Origin of the sequence: Desulfovibrio sp. 7SRBS1 (assembly GCF_049723905.1) — a bacterium.
GTDB lineage: Bacteria > Desulfobacterota > Desulfovibrionia > Desulfovibrionales > Desulfovibrionaceae.
In genome coordinates this window covers 1322595-1342800 of record NZ_JBJKFD010000001.1, presented here as the reverse complement: position 1 = coordinate 1342800, position 20206 = coordinate 1322595, and the positions used below count along the sequence as shown (strand labels likewise).

Here is a 20206-nt window from a genome sequence, read left to right as displayed (position 1 = left end):
CCGGTCGCCCAGTGAGCGATCGGCCCTTTGTCTTTTTGTGTTGTTCCCCGGCTATTTCATGTCGTACGTCACGGGGCCATCCGCGTAACCTGTTTTGTCCAGCCAGTCAGAAGGATAGCCGATGGCTTTGGTTTCCTCCTGTTCCGGCGTATTGATGTATCCGTCCGAATACTTGGCAAACAGTGTATATGTCAGGTCCTGCCACTTCTGGAGTACTCTGGCGGCATTGGCAAAGCTGAAGTTTCGGGCTGTTTCCATGGCATCGGCCTCGGGCTGTCCCTTTATCTTCTGATCCATGGCAATGAGACCGAGAATGGACTGTGCTTCAAGTTCTTCCTGTACGGGCTTGATGTCTACCTGTGTCATGCGCTGGAAGTTGAGCCGTGACCAGTTGGCCAGCAGGTTGAACTTCCACCAGGCCGACTGCGGATCGTATTTTTGCGGGTCGCCGGTCTGATACGCCTTGGGAAGCTGCACCGTCTTGGGAAAAAACGGCACAAAGCAGGTGGTGTAGGATACGTCCGGGCCGAACCAAAGGATGCCCTTGCTGGCTTCTGGGGCGTAGGGCCGGGTTTGGCATACGTAGGTGTAGCCCTGGTAGAAGACGGAGACGGCCCGTTCCCACGCGCCATAATATTTCTTGTCCTTGTCCACATTGTTTTGGTTGCCGTCGTACGGACCGACAAAGCGGTGCGGGTCGCCATACGGTCCGGCTGCTATGCCTTTGGTAAGGTCGAACTGCGTGCCTTCGTAATGGTCGCGGTACAGGGAGAACACGTCACGCGGGCCGATTTTGGTACGCGGCTTGATGGAGAAGGGATAGTCCGTGGAATAGGTATCCTTTACCCATGGGGACAGGCCCAGGTCCGGGTTTACCCTGTCCTGCACACGCCAGACGCGGCGCAGCGAGTAATAGGGATGGTTGTACTCGCCGGGGCTGACGGCGCGCAGCCAGTCCACGGGGCCCTGTTTGTCCTCATCCCACCAACCGAGCTTTTTCAGGCCGGGAATGAGCAGTTTGGAATACTGAAAATGGTCTGGATCTTTTTTGATCACCTTGCGGATGCGGAAGGTGTTGGCAGCCACAAAGAATTCGCCGTCCGGAACACGCTTGGCTACCCAGGCGGAGTGGTACTTGCTGTCCGGCAGGGCGCACATCTCAAAAACCCAGGCTTCGTTCTGGTCGGCTACCAGCAGGGTTTCGCCTGTGGCATAGTATCCAAATTTGTCGATGAGGCCGCCCATGAGTTTGATCGCTTCGCGTGCTGATTCGCAGTTCTCCAGAGCAATGCGGGAGAGCGCGGCGCTGTAGAAAATACGGAGCGGACTGTCCGAGGTCGGTTTTGCATTGTAGCGGGGCTCATAATTGGCGGCGTTGGTGCATTCGCCAAACATGAGATTTTTTTCGTTCATGATGCCGTAGTTGCCGTCATAATAAGCATACGATTTTGGCTGTTGCCGCCCCAGAATCTTCCAAATATCGTCATAGGCCACGGTGGCTACGGGAACCGTGTCCGGGTAACCTTTGGTTACGTATCCCGGCCCGCGATTCTGGGTGACGATGCGCGGGTAGCGCATGGCGTCGGAATAAACTTTTCGCCGTCCTTCCTGCAGTTTGGACGGAACATAAATAAGCCGCTGGTCTCCCAGTTCATCGTCATCGGAGTGGGCTACCATCATGGAGCCGTCCTTACTGGCTTTGGGCGTAACTATCATGGTTGTGCACGCCATGGCTTCAAACGCAAAGAATACCAGAAAGGCCAGCAGTGCTGCAAAAGTAAAACTGATTTTTTTCATGATACCCCCCAATTTTGTGTCCATGTTTATTACGGCATAATATACCCCCATTCTTTGTGTCCACGTTTAAGTATAACAGAGCTGCTTTTATTTAAAATTAACGCTATCATCCTGTTGAAAAATGTAGAGAAGTTGTGAAAAATTATGTAATTTGGCAACAGTTTGAAGCATAAGCAATTTGGGGAAGTTGGGGATGGATGCAGAGGGTATCTGCATGTTTGCACTTCATTGCCTGTACAGGCGGATGCTGGAGGTAAAAGAGTGGTTATGGATGTAAAACAGGCTATCTTGATGCGGCACAGTGTGCGTGCGTTTAAAGACCATGCTTTGGCTCCTGGAGAAATTTTGGAATTGCTCGAAGCTGCGCGTCTGGCGCCGTCGAGCCTGAATTCGCAGCCTTGGCGTTTCAAGGTGGTAACCGACCCTGAAACCAAAGAGTGGTTCGGCAGCAAGGAGGCCTCGAAAGGGCAGACGTGGCTGGCCAAGGCCCCTGCTCTTTTCGTCTGCTGTGCCGACCTGAAGGGATACATACGCGATTCCCAGGCAAGTGCCTTTTTTTTCAGGGAAAACAAGCTGCTCGAAGACGCCCCCATGGATGGCATTGACGCCTACGTTGCAAAAGCGGAAGCGGACCCGGAAATGGCAAGGTTTGGAGCCAGCGCCATGAATGTAGGCATTTCGGTGGCTTTTCTCATGCTTCGGGCAGTGCAAATGGGCCTTGGTACGTGCTGGGTCGGCATGTTCAATGAACAGCAGGTCAAGGCCAGGCTTGCCATTCCCGACGATTTGCGCGTGGTTTGCCTGCTGGCTGTCGGGCACCCTGCCGAGTCACAGGAAAACATCACACATACTAGGAAGGCTCTGGACGACATTGTTTTGGGGTAGGGGCGGAAGCCATCAAGTTGGAGACACTCTCTGCAAGCGATTTGTGTGTTGTGTATAACGTTGTTGGCATTTGGGAGCCGAGTGTACACAATGTTTGCAGTCGAGCGGTTTTCTCTATGGGTAAAAATATTGAAAACGTCGTGATTTCAGATAGATGTGTCGTTGGCATATCGCGTGCATAAATTGATACATAATGCTTATGGTCGATTTTACGATGGTGCCCATAGGGGAGGGAAGATGAGTAAAGTATACGTGTTGCTGGTAGGTTTTTGTTTGTCTTTGCTGGCTGTACCTTCGTTTGCCGGTACCATGGTGACGTACGGTGAATGCCAGGACGGTTGTTCCATCGGCGACCAGGGGTGCTACAACTATTGTTCCTCGCTTTTTGATCCGTGCTTCAACAAGTGCGCTGAAGAAGCCCGCGAATTCATCCCCAACTGCATTGCCAGCGAACGGCAGTTTCCCAATAACGCCACACGGTATACCCATTGCCGCGACCTGCTGTACATCGTGAACGCACAGTGCAAGAACAACTGCCGTTCCATCAAGAAGGAAGTGGATTATCCCAACTGGATGGCGGAGCAGGAATGCCCGTACGATTGTCAGAAGTGGAACCCGGCAAGTCGTACATGCGTGGGGGCCAAGATGAACGGATGCGGTGGCTGGTAGTCGTTCTTTTACAAAACAAAATGCTTTAAGACGCGCTTATGGATGGCATCGACGTCTACGTTGCAAAGGCGGAGGCTGTTCCATTTGCAGTCGAATGTTTTTTTATGCGGATGAAAAAAAAGAATATATTGTGATTGCAGGTAGGTATTGTATTGGCACATAACGTGCTAAAGTTTTATCAGTATGTTTGGGCCTGTTCGAATTTTCATAATCACAGCGAGGGGAATATGAAAAAAATAAATGTTTTTTTAATCAGCACTTGTTTAGTGTTGCAGACGCTACCTGCGTTTTCTGGTACTATGGCGACAGAGACTGAATGTATAAACGGTTGTCCTACCGGAAGCTCGCATTGCGTAGACTATTGCTTGGATCTTTTTGAACCCTGTTTTGACAACTGTGCAGAAGAAAACCGCAGGTTCATCTCTAAATGTGCGCGCCAAGGCAAGAGTTATGAGGAGTGCTACAGACAGAAGCCTATCGAGAACAAACGGTGCAAGAACAACTGTCACAACACTATCAAGAAGGATGTGGATTTTCCAAATTGGATGGGGGAACAGGAGTGCCCGTACGACTGCCAAACGTGGAACCCGGCAGGCCGTTCATGCGTGGGGGCGCCGAGGAACGGATGCGGTGGCTGATTGTTCTTTTACAAAATTTCGTTTTTTTTAGGCGGGAAGTCGGTGATCGGCTTTCCGCCTTTCATTTTTCTTTCAAAAGGCGATGTGGTAGTTTGAACGCAGTATTTTGGCTGTGGGCCTTGGTGCAACGGCACTCTTTTGCCCTTGCCATTTCAAGATAAAATTTCATCTTCGGGAAGTATATTCTGTTGGGCAGCAAACTGAATTTATGGATAAAAAGTTCTGGAAAAGGGAGCGCGAGGGGAAGAACCTCTTTCAAGAGGTTTTCCCCTCGCACTTTTTTTCTTCTCTTTGTCTTTCTCCTTCTTCCCATCCTCCTTACCGGCTGCATAAAAAAGGCGGTAAGCGATACGGTACGGATTGCTTCCAATCCATCTTCGGCTCCAGATGTTCTTGGCCACCGTGCAGTAGCCATTGCCATGGACCCGGAAGGATTCGCCCGGGACGTGAAATCGTTTGAAAAGGAATTCAAGGCGATTCTCGCAGCCTTTGAAAAGGCTGTGCGCGGCGAATGGGGAAAAAAGGAAGAAGAAAAGGCCACTCCCAAAAAGTACGTCAAATATACGCAGAACTACCAGAGCCGGGCTGTTGTCAATTTCGACAAGGGCGAAGTTGTGGTGGAAACCGTGGACCAGGCCAATCCCTTGAAAAGCCTGCGTGAAGCCGTGGTAACGACTTTGCTGACGCCGGGTGACCCGCAGGCCGTGGACATGTACTCGGCAAAGCCTGTGAAGTTGGGGGAGGAACCGTATTTGTATGGTGAGGTGCGCGACCAGGACGGCAAGTTTATACGCTGGCAGTGGCGGGCGGAACGTTATGCCGACTATCTGGTGAACAACCGTTTGCAAAAGCGACCCATCAGCACGGATAAAGGTGTGCGTACCGTGTACTCTGTGCGTATCGCCATGGTGGCGGACCACATGGAGGTGCGTGCGGCCCGGTACAAGACCCAGGTGGCCCAATGGGCCGGGCAGTTCGGTGTATCGAAAAGCCTTGTTTACGCTATCATGCAAACGGAAAGCGACTTCAACCCCTTTGCCGTGAGTTCGGCCCCGGCTTTTGGGCTTATGCAGATTGTGCCTTCCACTGCGGGGCAAGACGTACGAAAGTATCTGACCGGAAAATCCGGTGTGCCCACGCGCCAGTTTCTGTTTAATGCCAACAACAACATCCAATACGGCAGCACCTACCTGCATATGCTGGATACAAAGTATCTGAAGCGCATCAGCAACCCCACGTCGCGGGAATATTGTGTGATAAGCGCGTATAACGGTGGGGCAGGCAATGTGCTACGGACGTTTTCTTCGGATAGGGACAAGGCCGTGCGGGTCATCAATTCGCTTTCACCCGCCGAGGTGTACCGCAAACTGCGCTACGAGCACCGCCGTGACGAGAGCCGCCGCTATCTGGAAAAAGTGACGCTGGCAAAGAAAAAGTACGTGCGAATCTGACAGGGAACACGCTGAAAATAAAATGAAAAGGCCGAAGCGGTGTGGACTCGCTTCGGCCTTGTTTTGTTTGGGGCGGTGAGGTTTGGGTATCAGATCATTTCGTTCAGCAGATACCCGACCATTTCATCCTGGGTACGGATTACTTTTGCGTTGGCTTCATAGCCCCGCTGCGTAACGCCGAGGTTGACCATTTCGCGTCCGATATCCGTATTGCTGGTGCGGGTGGCACCAGTAGGCCCTGTTTCTGGCAGGGGGGAACCGGGTGTAGTGTCCTTTTGGATGGACGCCACGCGGACGCCGTTGTCGTCCGGTCCGGTTTCCAGATTGGTCCGCGAGGCCTGAAAATCGTCCGTGTTCACATTGGCCACGTTGTTTGCCGTAACCTGTGCGGACACCCCGAAGGCGTTCATTGCGGAAAGGCTGGTATCGACTCTCATGGGGTTAATATAAGAAGTACGTAAAGACCGGTCAACCCCTCTATTTTATAGTGCTTCGCCGACTAGGTTGGTGGACGAAGTTCTGGGGCAAATGCGGTGCTCGCCGAGCAGGCTGCCGCCAAAGGCACGATAGCGTCGTTGGTTCGAAAAACTCAAATCCTCGCGTATGAAAGAATACGCGTCGGCCTTGATTTTTTCTCCCGCCTTGCTCTCGCACCTTTACGAACAGCCTGCCCATGGGGATTCTGGAATCCATCTGGACGAAACTATGCTTTCAGGTCTGCGAGTCGGTAGTCTTGTCTCTTTTGATAACGGCAGAGGCGCTGTGGTTATGGACGGATTCCAGGCTGCCGCCAAAGGCGCGATAGCGTCGTTGGTTCTAAAAACTCAAATCCTCGCGTATGGAAGAATACGCGTCGGCCTTGATTTTTTCTCCCGCCTTGCTCTCGCACCTTTACGAACAGCCTGCCCTTTCGAGATTCTGGAATCCATCTGGCTGAAGATATGCTTTCAGGTCTGCGATTCGGCAGTCTTGTCTCTTTTGATAACGGCAAAGGCGCTGTGGTTATGGATGGATTCCAGGCTTTCCACTTCCACCCTGTACCAGGTGACGCGCTCGTGGTTGTCCAGCTGCTGGGCTGCGGCCCGGACAACATCTTCCACGAACATGGGGTGGGAAAAGGCCGTTTCCGTAACCGATTTTTCATCTTCCCGTTTGAGCAGGGAAAAGACCGGCGACGAGCCTGATGTTTCGGCCACTTCCACCAGATCTTCTATCCAGACGAACCCGCTGGAACGGCAGCTGATGCGGACAATGGCCCGCTGGCTGTGGGCTCCGAAATCGCTGATGGCCAGGGAGCAAGGGCATACGGTCATAACCGGTATTTCCACGGTGAGCAGGAAATTGAGATTCTGGCCGGAATAATCGCTTTCCAGGGTGCAGTCGTAGTGCATGACGGCGGAGCTGCCGCTGGAGGGGGCTTTTTTGCGGACAAAATAGGGGAACCGCAGTACCGCATGCGCGCGCGACGCTTCCAGGCGTTGGCGGATGTCGGTCATAAGGCACATGCATGAGGTATAATCCAGGCCGCCTTCCCATTGCTCCATGGCTTCGATGAAGCGGCTCATATGGGTGCCCTTGAAATCGCCGGGCAGGTCTACGCTGAGGTCCACGCTGGCCACGGTGTGTTGTTCGCCATTGGCCTTGTCGCGCACTACAAGGGGGGTGCGCAGTCCCTTCACGCCCACGCGGTTGATGGCCAGAGCCACATCCGCGGGACCGCTTTGTACATCTTTCATCTATTTGAGATCCTGTCCCGTGGTCGTCAGTCCGAGTTTTCCATGCTTGACCCCCTTGGTGGAGATCAAACGCTGGGCAAGGTCGCGAATATCGTTGCCCGGCCCGCGCAATACGATAACTTCCAAACAGTTGTAGTGGTCCAGATGCACATGGAGGGAAGAGAGGATCACATCGTGTGAGTCGTGTTGGATTTCCGTGAGCCGCTGGGCAAGATCGCTCTGGTGGTGGTCGTAAACCAGGGAAAGGGTGCCGGCAAGTTCATTGTCGGTGTCTTCCCATTCCTTTTGTACCAGGGTGTTGCGGATCAGGTCGCGGATAGCTTCACTCCGGGTCTGATAGCACCTTTCTTCGCAGAGTTCGTCGAATTTTTGCAGCAGGTCCGAATCCAGGGACACGCCAAAACGGATGGTTTTACCCATGGTTTGCTCCTTCGGGTATTATGCGCCCGACAGCTTGTTGGGGAGTGTCAGCTCCCGCAGATTGACGTTTACCCGCAAGTTTCCGTCATGGACGTTTTGCCTGAGGATTTCCTCGGTCTTCCAGCCCAGCGAGGCGAATCGGTCCCATACCGGAACACTTACTTCGCGTTTGGGCTGTGACAGCCAGACTTTTCCCCCGGGGGCGAGTACGTGGCGGAAAAGGGCTTCCAAAGGCTCGAAGAAGCGCTTTTCGTAAACGATGTCGCCACCCCAAATCAGGTCGAAGGAGTTTTGGGTCAGCGCCGGATGGCGCCAATCCATCTGGAGCCAGAGCGGTTGGGGCTGCCTGTTCTCCTCGGCATTCAAATGGGCATAGCGCAAGGCAGGGTATTCGGAGTCGAAGGCTGTAACCTGCGCTCCCATTTCCGTGGCCACCAGGGCGCTAAGTCCAAGGCCGCAGCCTACGTCCAGGCAGCGAAGGCCCTGAAGTTTTGGCCCCTGTGTTGCGATATGCTGCGCCAGCAAAAGGCTGGCAGGCCATACTTCGGCCCAATAGGGGATATGGTCTTCGGCATTGTCCACATCGGTCATCCTGGCCCATAGGGTTTCCAGGTCGGCGTCCCGCATGAGACGCCAATCATGTCCGGCAATGGTGTACACAAGGGTTTCCATTGTGCCGGTTGATGCGAGTGCCGCGTTCGTTTTGTTCATAAAGATATGTTCTTTGAGGGGGTTGTTTGTCTCTGTATTCACAGAGTATAGCAGTGTGACTACGAAACAATCAAGTGCGTAGCACGAACGGTGCCTTGTATGGAAAAATAGCTGAAATCCGAAAAAAGCAACTTTCCAGAGGCCATTTTACTAAAAAAATCCTGTAAAGGCTGTTGATCAAAAAACACCCTTTACATAGAGTTCTAATGGCGATAGGCGATTTCAAACTTAAGCTATTTTCAGCAACCGCTCCAAGGAGGAGGCCCCTGATGATTCCAAAGGAATTGCTGTATACAAAATCACACGAATGGATTCGCATCGAAGATGGCGAAGCTGTTGTAGGCATTACACATTTTGCTCAGGAACAGCTTGGCGATCTGACTTATGTCGAATTGCCCGAAGTCGGCCAGGAACTGAGTGCCGGAGACGAAATGGGAAGTGTTGAGTCGGTCAAGGCTGCCAGCGAAATCTACTGCCCCGTGTCAGGCGAGGTTATTGCTGTCAACGAGGACCTGGACGCGAATCCCGGTATCGTCAACGACGATCCCTACAATGATGGCTGGATGATCCGTGTCAGGCTGTCCGAAGACCCCGAAGGTCTGATGGATGCCGGCGATTACCAGCATGTTGTTGACGAAGAAGCACACTAGTTTTCCTGTATATTCTGTCGCCGGTCTGTTGATGTGAGCAACTGTTCCGCATTGGCTCTCCGGCGGCTTTGTTCTTTGGCTGCTCTTTGTTTTTCCGCGTGCCGCCTGGAACAGCTTTTCTGCGAGTTCTGACGGGACGTTCCACCTTCCATGCGAGCCAGCTTCCCTTTTGGGGAAGTTCGGATATGCAGCAAGGAGTTCTATCCATGCCCTACATCCCGCACACGAGTTCGGAAACCGGCGAGATGCTGGAGGCCATCGGAGTAAGGTCCATCGACGACCTGTTCGCCGATATCCCCGAATCCCTGCGCCCCCGGAGTTTTAACCTGCCTGAGGGCAAAAGCGAGATGGACGTCAAGCGCCATCTGTCGTTTCTTGCCTCCCGCAACCGCACCGACCTGAAAAGTTTTCTGGGTGCGGGATTTTACGACCACTATATACCTGATGCGGTGGACGCCCTGAGCGGGCGCGGAGAGTTCTACACCGCGTATACTCCGTATCAGCCCGAGGCTTCGCAGGGGACCCTGCAGGCCATTTTCGAATATCAGACTTCGGTCGCACGTCTGTTGGACATGGAATGTGCCAATGCCAGTGTCTACGACGGAGGATCGGCTCTTTTCGAATCCATGATGATGGCCGTACGGGCCACCAAACGCCGTAAATTTCTCATCAGCGAGGCGGTCAGCCCCATCTACAGGATCATGCTGGCTTCCTATACGTCCAACCTGAATCTGGAACTGGTGACGGTTCCGCACGAGCAGGGCGTCACCCCGGTGGCCTCCATGATCGCCGCTCTGGACAAGGACGTAGCCGCTGTTGTGGTGCAGAACCCCAACTTCTTCGGCCATGTCAACGATTTCACCGACCTGTTTGCCAAAGCCCGCGAGGTCAAGGCGCTCTCCATTCTGTCGGTTTATCCGCTCATGCAGTCGGTGCTCAAAACACCCGGGCAAATGGGTGCGGACATCGCCGTTGCCGAAGGCCAGTCCCTGGGCATGCCGCTGTCTTTCGGCGGTCCCTACCTTGGCATCATGACCTGCACCAAAAAACTTATCCGCCAGTTCCCGGGACGCATTGCCGGACGCACGTTGGATCTGGACGGACGTACCGGATACGTGTTGACCCTGCAGGCCCGCGAACAGCACATCCGCCGTCAGAAGGCCACATCCAACATTTGTTCCAATCAGGCGTTGTGCGCCCTGCGGGCATTGATTCACATGTGCCTGCTGGGTGAGGAAGGGCTCAAGCGCACTGCCGCTCTGAGCATTGAGCGTGCCCACTATGCAGCCGAGCGTCTGACCGCTCTGCCGGGCGTGGAGCTCTACACTGATGGCCCCTTTGCCAACGAGTTTGCCGTCCGCCTGCCCATCTCCGCTTTCGATGCGGTCGATCGGCTTACCGAACGTGGATTCGTGCCCGGCTTCCCCCTTGGCCGCTATTACAAGGACCTGGACAACTGCCTGCTGGTGGCCTGCACCGAAAAGAATACCCGTGAAGACATCGGCATCATGACCGAAATCCTGGGAGGCCTGCTGTGAAAACCGTATTCGCCAAATCCAAGCCCGGTCGCGAAGGTGTCTGGCCCGAAAAGCCGTCCAACGATGTTTCGCAATACATTGATGCGTCTCTTCTGCGGGGCAAGGACGCCGGACTGCCGTCTCTTTCCGAACTCGACGTGGTACGCCACTTCACCGAGCTGTCCAACCGCAACTACGGCGTGGACTCCAACTTCTATCCGCTCGGCTCCTGCACCATGAAGTACAACCCCAAATTCATGGAAGGCGTTGCCGCGCTGGAAGGTTTTGCCGCACTGCACCCCATGCTTCCGCAGCTTCAGGGCGCGGGCAGCATGTGCCAAGGCGCTCTGGAAGTGATGCATCACATGGAAGAGCTGCTCTGCGAGCTCACCGGTATGGCCGGTTTTACCCTGCACCCCATGGCCGGGGCGCATGGAGAGCTTACCGGAGCCATGCTGATTGCCGCCTACCACAAGGACAAAGGCAACAAGAAGACCAAGGTGCTCTGCCCTGATTCGGCCCATGGAACCAACCCCGCTTCGGCTTCTCTGGCCGGGTTCGAGGTTGTGAGCATTGAATCGCACGACGGCATGATCGATCCCGAGGCGCTGGCCGCTGCGTTGGATGACGATGTGGCCGCTCTGATGATGACATGCCCCAACACCCTGGGACTGTTTGAAAAGCATCTGCCGGAAATCGTGCGTCTGTTGCACGAGAAGGACGCGCTGCTGTACTACGATGGCGCCAACCTCAATGCCATCATGGGCAAGATGCGTGTGGGCGATGCGGGCTTCGACGTCGTGCACCTGAACCTGCACAAGACCTTTGCCACGCCGCACGGCGGAGGCGGTCCCGGTTCCGGCCCGGTGGGCGTAAGCGAAAAGCTTGTTGATTTTCTGCCCGTCTCCCGCGTGCACAAGCTGGAAGACGGTATGTACGCCCTGTCGTACGACCACCCCAAGTCCATTGGCTACGTGGCGCCGTTTTACGGAAACTTCGGTGTCTTTCTCAAGGCCTACGCCTACATCCTGCGTCTTGGACGCGACGGACTGCGCCGTGCCTCGGAAAACGCCGTGCTTTCGGCAAACTACCTGCGCAAGCGTTTGGAAGACTACCTGAACATTCCGTACAACCGCATCTGCATGCACGAGTTTGTGGCTTCGGCCTGTAAACAGGCCGAGTGCGGCGTGCGTGCGTTGGACATTGCCAAGGCGCTGCTGGACAAGGGATACCACGCTCCCACCATCTACTTCCCGCTTATCGTCAAGGAATGCCTGATGATTGAACCCACGGAAACCGAGAGCAAGGAAGTGCTCGACAAGTTCGTGGACGATCTTATTGAAATACTGGCTCTTGCCGACACCAATCCAGAAGCGCTCCATGCCGCGCCCGTGACCCTGCCCGTGAAACGGCTGGACGAAACCCGTGCCGCCCGCGCCATGGAGCTTACAGATGACGCTTGATCTGGTTGTCGTCGGTGGTGGTCCCGGTGGATACGCCGCTGCCTTGGAAGGAGCCAGGGCGGGGATGAAAGTCGCGCTGGTGGAGCGGGACCGCATGGGCGGAACCTGCCTGAACTGGGGCTGCATTCCCACCAAGCTCTTTTTGGGGGCCACAGAACCGGTACAGGCTCTGGAAGCCCAGTCCCGTATGCGCGTGGCGTCGGGAGAGGTCAATGTGGACCTTTCCGCCCTGCAGGTGCGCAAGCAGCGCTTGCTGCCCGCCTTGGGGAAAGCCATGGGACAGCGTCTGGAAAAGTCCGGAATCGAATTCTACCAGGGCATAGCCCGCATGGATTCTGGACGGGCTGTTGAAGTGCTTTGCAACGGCAAGCCGATTCTGCTGCCGTTTGAGCATTGCGTACTGGCAACCGGTTCCCGTCCGTTCGCCTTTCCTGGAATGGAAGTGGACGGGCAAGCCGTGCTCAATTCCGATCAGGCTCTGGACTTGAAGGAAGCGCCTGAAACCCTCATCATCGTGGGGGGAGGCGTTATCGGCCTTGAAGTCGGACAGTTCTTTTCACGGCTCGGGACAAAGATCATCCTGGTGGAAGCCATGGATCGCCTTGCGCCGTTTGAAGATGCTGAAATCGGCCTGGAACTGGGCCGTGTGTACAAGCGTCGCAAGTGGGATCTGCATCTGGGCAAAAAAGTCCAGCATCTGGCTACCTCGGGTGGTCGCGCTGTACTGACCCTGGAAAGCGGCGAAGTTATCGAGGCGGACAAGGCCTTGGTGGCTGTGGGCCGTCGGCCCAACAGCCCGGACCTGAAGCTGGAAAAGGCCGGAATTGAAACCACCGGTCCCGGTTGGGTCACGGTGAACGAAAATCTGCGTGCATCCGAGCGAGTGTATGCGGTCGGCGACGTCACCGGACGTCTGATGCTGGCCCATGCGGCCGAGCACCAGGCCCGGTATGTTGTGAAGCACATGCGCGGTCTGGCCGATGCTCCGTATGACGATTCCGCGTGTCCCTCCTGCATCTACGGTTCGCCCGAAGTGATGCGTGTGGGAGCCGGAAGCCGGGAGCTTCTCAAGGAAGGCGTGGAGGCGGAAGTATCCACCTTTCCCATTGCCGCCAACCCCATTGCCCAGGCGCATGCCGAAACACAGGGGATGGTCAAGGTCTTCTGGAAGAACAACAAGGTATGCGGTGTGACCGGCGTGGGATACGGCGTATCCCATCTGACGACCCTGGCGACCGTCATGGTCATGCAGGGCTGGAGCCGCACTGACCTGGACGAGTTCATCTTTCCGCATCCATCCATCGAGGAAGCACTCCTTGAGGCATGCCATGCCGAAAGAAAGAAACTGAGATAGCAGCGAATTATCAGAAAGCAAAAGGGGAGAGTCTCGCAAGGGATTCTCTCCTTTTTTATGTGTCCCGTCCTGAAGCCGGTCGGCAATACAAGGACTATTTCCGGGATACTTTAAAAAAGCAGGGAGCAAGGGAACTCAGCGTGACGACACAGTGGCCTTTAAATTGGCCGTTGCGTAGGAGCGCTGTGTTGCCGGAACAAGTGGAAGGGAAAAACTATACGGTGAGCTGAATGCCGGAAGGCGCGGAACCAGCCGCAGCCGCGTTATTGTCTGCGACGTGTTGGGCCTGCGCATACTGCTCAATGGAAGCTGCGGCCGAGACGTTGGTTGCGGCCTGCATAAGGGGATGGTCCGCAAGGGAAGACCGGGCACTTTCCGTTTGGGCTGTTTCTTGCGAGGCTGTCAGGCTGCCAGTCGTCTCTCCGGTGGCGGTACCTGTTTCTTCGAGCACCTTGTTGACAGCTTCGGTGATTGTTTCCGTTGGGGAATTTTTATCAGCCTTGGCTGTGTTCTTTTCCTGAATCTTTTCTTCCTGTTCCTTTTCCGTCTGCTCGCGGTCTTTATCTATCCGTTCATTTTCAGACTTGGCTACAGTCTCGTCGCCCAGGCGCTTGGTAGCTTCTTCCGCCTTGCGTCCCACCAGGTAGAGCTCAGCATACGAGCTGGCACTGGCAGCCATCTGCTGATGGACGTCCAGAATGCCCTGCATCCGATTGCGGAATTCGTTCTTTACCTGAAAGCTGTCCTTGAGGGCCGTAATATACCGCGAATTGTTGATGCCGCTGTCGGAACCGTAAAAGGTAACGTCGGAAGATTTGCGCGTGTAGGAACTGATCGGATTTTGACTTGCAGCAGGTTCCTCCGTCATTTGCTTTGCGGGGGAAACAGGGCTGACTGAATTCCCCGTTCTTTGGGAGAACTGGAGATTTGCAGTTGCCGTGCTGGTAAAGTTCGAGCTTATGTTCATACTTTTTATGCTGCCTTTCACGGGATGAAGCACGCTACAGTCTCTTTATCGGCAGCCGGGTGGCTGGTCTTTACGGGAAATAAATAAGTCGCAAGTATTTCTTTGTTTTCCATGGGAAATGGAAAGAGCAAGAGAGGGGGGATTTCCGGCTTTGGTTGGGGAGAGGGAGGGAATGGATGCAGGCTGTGGAATAGTTTTTTCTATTTGTTCCGCCTGTTCGAAACATACAGGCGGACAGGGGCACAGCGCGGTGTTCTTTCAGCCGGAAAGATGTTGGGCCATGTCGTTTTGACATGACCCACCCCAATTTATTTTTTCAGTTCCGTGTTGGCAGAAGCCAGCTTGGTGCAGTAGCGCAGCACGTCTTTGCTCATGCCGTGCGCGGCATGATAGAAGGTGAAAAACTGTACGAGTTTCTGCAGATAGAATCGGCGGGTGGCTCCGTCATTGCGCAGTTTGGTCAGTGTGTCCTCGGCCGCAGTCAGGGCTGTTTCCAACTCCGCGCAATCGGGCGTTTCATTACTGGCAATGGCATGCATCACCTTCATGGTTACCGTGGCCACGTTGCGCAGTTCTTCTTCCATTAAAATGGAATAGCCGCTGCCCTCATGGTCGTTGAGGGCATGGAGCATGGCCTGCAGATGGCTGCTGCATTTTTCCAGGGTATTGATTTTGTGCTCAAGCAGCATGGCGTTTTCATGGTAGATGAAACGTTCGTGGTGCAGCACGTTCTGGCAGAGCTTGCGGTCTTCGATTATGGCGTTGTGAAGTGGCTCCATAATGTATGGGGAAAGGTGCGACTGCATGGACAAAAAGCGGTCCATGAGGTTGCCGTACATATCCGCGCAGGCGGCAAAGTGGTCGCGCAGGCGTTCACGAAGGGCCGTGCCGCCGCGCAGGGGAAGGATGGTGATGCTGACGATGAAGGCACAGGTAACGCCAACGCCTATTTCCACAAAGCGGAAAAGGGCGAAGGAGAGCCGGTCGGGCTGGCCGATGCTTGCCAGCAGAACAATGGAAACCGTGATGGCAGCCATGCGGTAACGGGTATTGTACTTGGTCATGTAGGCGCAAAAGGCCACTGAAATGAACAGTGAAAGCTGGATCATCACCGGGGTTTCCGGAAAGATCACGATGCAGAGCATACCCATGGCGGCGCCCACGGCGGTTCCGGAAAGCCGATACCAGCACATGCGGACGGAATCGGCTACGTTGACCTGCATTACAATGACGGCGGAGAGGGCTGCCCAATAGCCGAATTTGAGCTGCAGGATGTCTGCGGCAACAAAGGCGAGGACAGCCGCTATACCTGTTTTGAGGCCATGCACCAGGTGTGCTTTGTGGGACTCGGGACTCATAAAGGACATGTTGGCTGAATTCTCCCTGAAATTTGATTTCTTGCGACGAGCGCGGGGGGATTACTCTCCCTTTCGGCTCAAAAATGCAAGAGGGGATTCGAGAGCCTACTGACGAGTATTGTTTTATCTCCCGGCCCTTGAGCCGGGAGACATGTGATCGAAAGAGGGGATAGGGAGCTTTTTTACAAAGCATCCCTTCAAAGCGTTATTAGAGAGCATTCATGGTTGCCAGAACTTTGTAAAGTCCTTGCGTGCCGAGATTTTCGAGTCCTTGTGCCTGGGCTGCAATATAAAACTGCTGGACCATGGCGAGTCCGGGCAAGGCAAGGTTCATGGCGCGGGCTTCAGCCAGGGCGATGCCCATGTCCTTGACAAAATGCTTGATGAAAAATCCCGGATTGAAGTCGTTTTTCGCAATGCGGCGTCCCAGGTTGTTGATAGACCAGGAACCCGCAGCGCCCGAACCGATCACATCAATGACCTCGTCCAGGTCCAGACCGGCCTTGGAGGCGTACAGAAGCGACTCCACCGTGCCGATCATGGTTCCAGCAATGAGAATCTGATTGCTCATCTTGGTGTGCTGTCCGGCTCCGGGGGCACCCATCAGCTGGATATTTTTCCCCATGCATTTGAAAAGCGGCAGTATTTTTTCAAAGTCCTTTTTTTCTCCTCCTACCATGATGGCGAGAGTGGCGTCGCGTGCGCCGATATCCCCGCCGGAAACGGGGGCGTCCAGAGCGGCAATGCCCTTGCCCGAAGCGGCGTCGTAAATACGTTTTGCCAGGCTCGGCTCCGAAGTGGTCATGTCCACCACCACGCTTCCGGCTGCCGCAGCATCCAGAATGCCGTCTTTACCAAAGTAGACTTCCTCCACGTCCACGGGAAATCCCACAATGGTGAAGATTACGTCGCTGTTGCGGGCAACCTCGGCAGGCGTTTCACAGACCACGGCACCTGCCGCTTCCAGTTCCGCGGTTTTGGACCGGGTCCGGTTGTACACATGGGCCGTATGGCCGGCCTTCATCAGGTTGGCGCACATGGATTTGCCCATAACGCCGCTGCCTACCCATCCTATTCGTGTTCCAGCCATTTTATTCTCCATTGATGTTTTTCTCGCTGCGGGGATCAACCCTTTGCGGGAGTGTAGTTGCTTAAAAATTTTTCCAGCCTGTCCATTGCCCGTGTGATGTTCTCCAGTGAGTTGGCGTAGGAAAAGCGGATGAAGCCTTCTGCATTGGGGCCGAAATCGATCCCCGGGGTGACCCCGACCTTGGCCTTGTTGAGTATCTCAAAGGTAAAGGAGTAGGAGTCGTTGGTGAATTTCTTGGCATTGGCCATGATATAAAAGGCCCCGGTGGGCTCCACTGCAATGCCGAAGCCCATGCCCTTGAGGCGGTCCAGCATGTAGCGGCGCCTGCGGGCATATGTTTCCTTCATCATCCGGGTATCTTCTTCCGTTTGCTTCAGCGCGGCAAGACCCGCCCATTGGGCCACGGAGCCGGCGCAGATGAAAAGATTCTGGGCCATGGCGCGGATGCAGTCCACGTAGGGCTTGGGGGAAATGAGGTAGCCCAGGCGCCAGCCTGTCATGGCATAGAACTTGGAAAAACCATTGAGCACAAAGGCATTGTGGGTGAATTCCAGAATGCTGTGTTCCGTCCCTTCGTAGACAAGGCCGTGGTAGATTTCGTCGGAAATGATGGGAATTCCCATGGACGCAATCTGTTTGAGCCGTTCCGGCTCGAGAATGGTTCCCGTGGGGTTGGATGGAGAGTTGATGAGAACCGCCCTGGTCCGGTCCGTAATGCGGGCGGTGAGGTTTTCCAGCGTGGGTTGGAATCCGTCCTCTTCGGCCACGGGTACACGAACGGCATGGCCGTTCACAAATTGAATGAAATTGGGGTAGCAGGCGTAGCAGGGATCTGTCATCAGAACTTCGTCGCCCGGTTCAAGCAGGGCGGAAAAGGCCAGAAGCATGGCGGGCGAGGTTCCCGAGGTGACGGTTACCTGGTCCGGTGTGATGGCGACACCGTAGCGTTCTCCGTAATGTGCGCAGATGGCTTCGCGCAGTTGGTACAGTCCCTGGCTATGTGTGTAATGGGTGTACCCCTGGGTTATGGCGTCCCTGGCTGCATCCTTGACTGCCTGCGGGGTATCGAAATCGGGCTCTCCAATTTCCAGATGAATAACGTTTTCTCCCTGCGCTTCAAGCTTTTGGGCGGCTTCAAGCACGTCCATGACCATGAAGGGAGTTATACTTTCGGCACGGCACGATGGTTTCACAAAGCTTCTCCAACAAGGCTGATGATGACTTTTATTGTGTTCCAATCCGATAATCTACGTTGTTGGGGGGGGATCTTGCAAGGCCGGGGTTTCGCAACAATACCCTGAAGAAGCTGGACTTGACGGCACAGTCTGCGCCATACGCGGTTTGGAGCGGCTTCTTTTCCCGGACTTTTCTTTGTTCCCGGACGACGGTCTGATTCGGAACAAAAAATTGTACCGTGCACTATGAATTGAACTTTCGTTTGTTTGGTGTTTCAATGGTATCCACATGTGCGGACAAACTCGGTGGTATGTGTTTTTTAACACGGTGTACTGATCTCCATTGCAACGTTGCCCACGGTCTGCCAGATTGAACTTTTGAAAACGCTCTTTTACCTTACCGGTATTAATAGTCGCGTTTTATATGGATTTCGTGTATTTAAAGACCTACTGTGGAGACGAGAAGCTTCTGTTTTGCGCTGCAGTGTGTTGACGACGAAGCGAAAAACATGTTTTCAAAACTATCGTTTTCAGTAGAGTCACTTGTTTGTTCCATGGGTGGCGCGTAGATCTAGTTTTGGAGACCCTTGTGGCGGAAGACGAAAAACAATCACTGCCAAACAAAGAGCAGACGGCAACGCCGGACGATTCCCATGAATCGCCCCAGTCTGAATCTGCGGCATCAGGCAAGTTTCCGGCGGTTTGTTTCGACGGGGATTCGGATGACCTGGAGCTGGGGGAAGAGGATGTCCTTACCGCGGACGACCTCGCCGAGGACCTCGGTTCCGAAGAAGCCGTGGAGGTTTCCGCCCGTTCCATCCACGACGAGTATTATCAGCTTGGCTCGGCCATTTTGGAAGCCTTCCCCAAATTCTGCTACCCCATAGACCTGTACCGCTACAACGAGGAAGCCTCGTCGCTTATTCCCACCTATCGGGCGGGGCAGCGGATGCACTATTCCTTTCGTTCGAAAATCGTGGACATGTGCCGCGAAGGCCGTTTGTTTGTGGCCCGGTCCCAGCACGATATTTACACCAGCTACATGACCCGCCAGCTTGATCTGGTTTTGCTGGATAAAAACCTCAAGCCCAATGAAATAGCGGAAACACTTTTCAAGGCGCTGGCCTACCGGCTGGATGAACTTTTCAAAAGCCCGGTGCGGGAGTCCTACGAGAAGTTCGAACACGATCTGAATATTTTTGTAGAATGCATTGGCCGCAACGTGAAGGTTATTTTCGAGCTGATCTGCTACCTGCATTTCAACAACTTGCCGGAAAACAAGATGGTCAATGTGGCGGTGATGGGATTGGCCATCTATATGTATAAGGACAAGGAAAATCTGAGCAAAGCCTCGCTCTTTTCCGTTTCCAGAGGGCTTTTTCTGCACGACATCGGCATGTGCAAGATTCCCAAGTTCATTACCGACAAGGAGCAGGGGCTGCGTATCGACGAGCGGCGACGGGTGCACGAGCATGTGCAGCTTTCCGTGGATATCCTGACTTCTTTGGGGCTGAGCGGTGAAGTAGCGTTGCAGTGTGCCTGTGAACACCATGAGCGCCTGGACGGAAGCGGATATCCGAGCAAACTGCGGGGTGAAAAACTGAGTCTTATGGGGCGTATTTGCAGTGTTGCGGACTCGTACGCGGCCATGATAGCCGAGAAGCCCTATGCCAAAGGGAAAAAGCCTTTGGAGGCAGCGGTTGCCCTGTTCAAGGATCAGAAAAAATACGATCCATCCATTACCAGCCTGCTTATGAAAATTCTGCAGGATACCTCCTGCTAACTGCCTCCAAGCCTTTCGCCTTCCTTTTTGTTTGTTCGGCCCGTGTGGCTGGATATTGTCTTCTGCTTGCTGTGCTCAGGCCGTGGGTTCTTTCTTGAGTTTTTTGAGAAAATATTGGGCCAGGGCGTCGTAGATTCGTTCCTCCACATCGGCCATGGTGTAGGGTTTTTTCAGAACCGCGTTGACGAAGGGCGCGGCCTGCTTCACGTCCTTGTCCGCTTCGGCTGTGATCATGATTATGGGGGTATCCTTGAAGGCCGTTACCGAGCGAACCTTTTTGACCATCTGAAGCCCGTCGGTCATGGGCATGTTCCAGTCCGTCAAAATCAGATCGGGCCGGATCTTTGTCATTTTCAGAAGCCCTTGCAGACCGTCCTTGGCATGGGTAATGTTGTTGCGTTCAAACCCCATCTGGGAGAGAAAGTAGACGTAGTTTTTGATATTCGGCCCCATATCGTCCACAACCAGCACCTTGAGACCGGAAAGTTTTTGATGAATCGCACGGCGTAGTCTTTGGTCCATAATTCCTCCTGCATTCTTGC

19 protein-coding genes are annotated in these 20206 nt (G+C 54.2%); 8 read left to right on the top strand and 11 right to left on the bottom strand.

Going from position 1 to position 20206, the window contains the following annotated elements; all coding sequences use genetic code 11:
• Window positions 1–51: 51 nt before the first annotated feature.
• On the bottom strand, window positions 52–1797 hold the full coding sequence (locus ACI0FJ_RS06370; protein WP_424300577.1) for a dipeptidase: 1746 nt from the start codon (window positions 1795–1797) through the stop codon (window positions 52–54).
• A 267-nt stretch (window positions 1798–2064) separates the two neighbouring features.
• On the opposite strand from ACI0FJ_RS06370, the gene ACI0FJ_RS06365 reads away from it, so the two are divergent.
• The gene (locus ACI0FJ_RS06365) at window positions 2065–2682 is read left to right on the top strand and encodes a nitroreductase family protein (protein ID WP_424306510.1); all 618 of its coding nucleotides are present in this window, start codon (window positions 2065–2067) and stop codon (window positions 2680–2682) included.
• Window positions 2683–2919: 237 nt separating this feature from the next.
• On the top strand, window positions 2920–3351 hold the full coding sequence (locus tag ACI0FJ_RS06360) for a hypothetical protein (RefSeq protein ID WP_424300574.1): 432 nt from the start codon (window positions 2920–2922) through the stop codon (window positions 3349–3351).
• 699 nt (window positions 3352–4050) lie between these two features.
• Here ACI0FJ_RS06360 and ACI0FJ_RS06355 read toward each other — a convergent pair.
• Complete coding sequence (locus ACI0FJ_RS06355; protein ID WP_424300571.1) at window positions 4051–4404, bottom strand: hypothetical protein; 354 nt, start codon at window positions 4402–4404, stop codon at window positions 4051–4053.
• Window positions 4405–4408: 4 nt separating this feature from the next.
• Here ACI0FJ_RS06355 and mltC point away from each other — a divergent pair, with 4 nt between their 5' ends.
• Window positions 4409–5440 carry a membrane-bound lytic murein transglycosylase MltC gene (gene mltC / locus ACI0FJ_RS06350; protein WP_424300568.1) on the top strand — a complete coding sequence of 344 codons (1032 nt, stop codon included), beginning with the start codon at window positions 4409–4411 and terminating at the stop codon, window positions 5438–5440.
• A gap of 89 nt (window positions 5441–5529) precedes the next feature.
• On the opposite strand, the gene ACI0FJ_RS06345 is transcribed toward mltC, so the two are convergent.
• The 4 genes from ACI0FJ_RS06345 to ACI0FJ_RS06330 all read right to left on the bottom strand — a co-directional run bounded on the left by ACI0FJ_RS06345 (window position 5530) and on the right by ACI0FJ_RS06330 (window position 8307).
• Window positions 5530–5877 (bottom strand): flagellar basal body rod protein FlgC, encoded by a 348-nt coding sequence (locus tag ACI0FJ_RS06345; protein WP_424300565.1) that lies wholly within the window; start codon window positions 5875–5877, stop codon window positions 5530–5532.
• A gap of 510 nt (window positions 5878–6387) precedes the next feature.
• Window positions 6388–7176 carry a GTP cyclohydrolase FolE2 gene (gene folE2, locus ACI0FJ_RS06340; protein WP_424300562.1) on the bottom strand — a complete coding sequence of 263 codons (789 nt, stop codon included), beginning with the start codon at window positions 7174–7176 and terminating at the stop codon, window positions 6388–6390.
• A complete protein-coding gene (gene nikR, locus ACI0FJ_RS06335; RefSeq protein ID WP_424300559.1) occupies window positions 7177–7596 on the bottom strand; it encodes a nickel-responsive transcriptional regulator NikR in 420 nt (139 codons plus the stop codon).
• Window positions 7597–7614: 18 nt separating this feature from the next.
• The gene (locus ACI0FJ_RS06330; RefSeq protein ID WP_424300556.1) at window positions 7615–8307 is read right to left on the bottom strand and encodes a class I SAM-dependent methyltransferase; all 693 of its coding nucleotides are present in this window, start codon (window positions 8305–8307) and stop codon (window positions 7615–7617) included.
• Between the two features lie 266 nt (window positions 8308–8573).
• Between ACI0FJ_RS06330 and gcvH the strand changes: the two genes are divergently transcribed.
• From gcvH to ACI0FJ_RS06310, 4 genes are all read left to right on the top strand, one after another.
• Window positions 8574–8957, top strand: coding sequence for a glycine cleavage system protein GcvH (gene gcvH, locus ACI0FJ_RS06325; RefSeq protein WP_424306508.1), 384 nt, complete (start codon window positions 8574–8576; stop codon window positions 8955–8957).
• Between the two features lie 206 nt (window positions 8958–9163).
• A complete protein-coding gene (gcvPA, locus tag ACI0FJ_RS06320; protein WP_424300553.1) occupies window positions 9164–10495 on the top strand; it encodes an aminomethyl-transferring glycine dehydrogenase subunit GcvPA in 1332 nt (443 codons plus the stop codon).
• Complete coding sequence (gcvPB, locus tag ACI0FJ_RS06315; protein ID WP_424300550.1) at window positions 10492–11937, top strand: aminomethyl-transferring glycine dehydrogenase subunit GcvPB; 1446 nt, start codon at window positions 10492–10494, stop codon at window positions 11935–11937. The genes gcvPA and gcvPB overlap by 4 nt, the downstream gene beginning before the upstream one ends.
• Window positions 11927–13291 carry a dihydrolipoyl dehydrogenase family protein gene (locus ACI0FJ_RS06310; protein WP_424300547.1) on the top strand — a complete coding sequence of 455 codons (1365 nt, stop codon included), beginning with the start codon at window positions 11927–11929 and terminating at the stop codon, window positions 13289–13291. Before gcvPB ends, ACI0FJ_RS06310 begins: the two co-directional genes overlap by 11 nt.
• Window positions 13292–13505: 214 nt before the next feature.
• On the opposite strand, the gene ACI0FJ_RS06305 is transcribed toward ACI0FJ_RS06310, so the two are convergent.
• The 4 genes from ACI0FJ_RS06305 to ACI0FJ_RS06290 form a co-directional block, all read right to left on the bottom strand.
• Window positions 13506–14159 (bottom strand): hypothetical protein, encoded by a 654-nt coding sequence (locus tag ACI0FJ_RS06305; protein ID WP_424300544.1) that lies wholly within the window; start codon window positions 14157–14159, stop codon window positions 13506–13508.
• A gap of 407 nt (window positions 14160–14566) precedes the next feature.
• Window positions 14567–15625 (bottom strand): FUSC family protein, encoded by a 1059-nt coding sequence (locus tag ACI0FJ_RS06300; RefSeq protein WP_424300541.1) that lies wholly within the window; start codon window positions 15623–15625, stop codon window positions 14567–14569.
• Window positions 15626–15824: 199 nt separating this feature from the next.
• On the bottom strand, window positions 15825–16742 hold the full coding sequence (locus tag ACI0FJ_RS06295) for an NAD(P)-dependent oxidoreductase (protein WP_424306506.1): 918 nt from the start codon (window positions 16740–16742) through the stop codon (window positions 15825–15827).
• Window positions 16742–17899 (bottom strand): pyridoxal phosphate-dependent aminotransferase, encoded by a 1158-nt coding sequence (locus ACI0FJ_RS06290; RefSeq protein ID WP_424300538.1) that lies wholly within the window; start codon window positions 17897–17899, stop codon window positions 16742–16744. Before ACI0FJ_RS06290 ends, ACI0FJ_RS06295 begins: the two co-directional genes overlap by 1 nt.
• A gap of 571 nt (window positions 17900–18470) precedes the next feature.
• On the opposite strand from ACI0FJ_RS06290, the gene ACI0FJ_RS06285 reads away from it, so the two are divergent.
• Complete coding sequence (locus ACI0FJ_RS06285; protein ID WP_424300535.1) at window positions 18471–19664, top strand: HD-GYP domain-containing protein; 1194 nt, start codon at window positions 18471–18473, stop codon at window positions 19662–19664.
• 75 nt (window positions 19665–19739) lie between these two features.
• Here ACI0FJ_RS06285 and ACI0FJ_RS06280 read toward each other — a convergent pair whose 3' ends face one another.
• Window positions 19740–20186, bottom strand: coding sequence for a response regulator (locus ACI0FJ_RS06280; protein ID WP_424300532.1), 447 nt, complete (start codon window positions 20184–20186; stop codon window positions 19740–19742).
• Window positions 20187–20206: the final 20 nt, after the last annotated feature.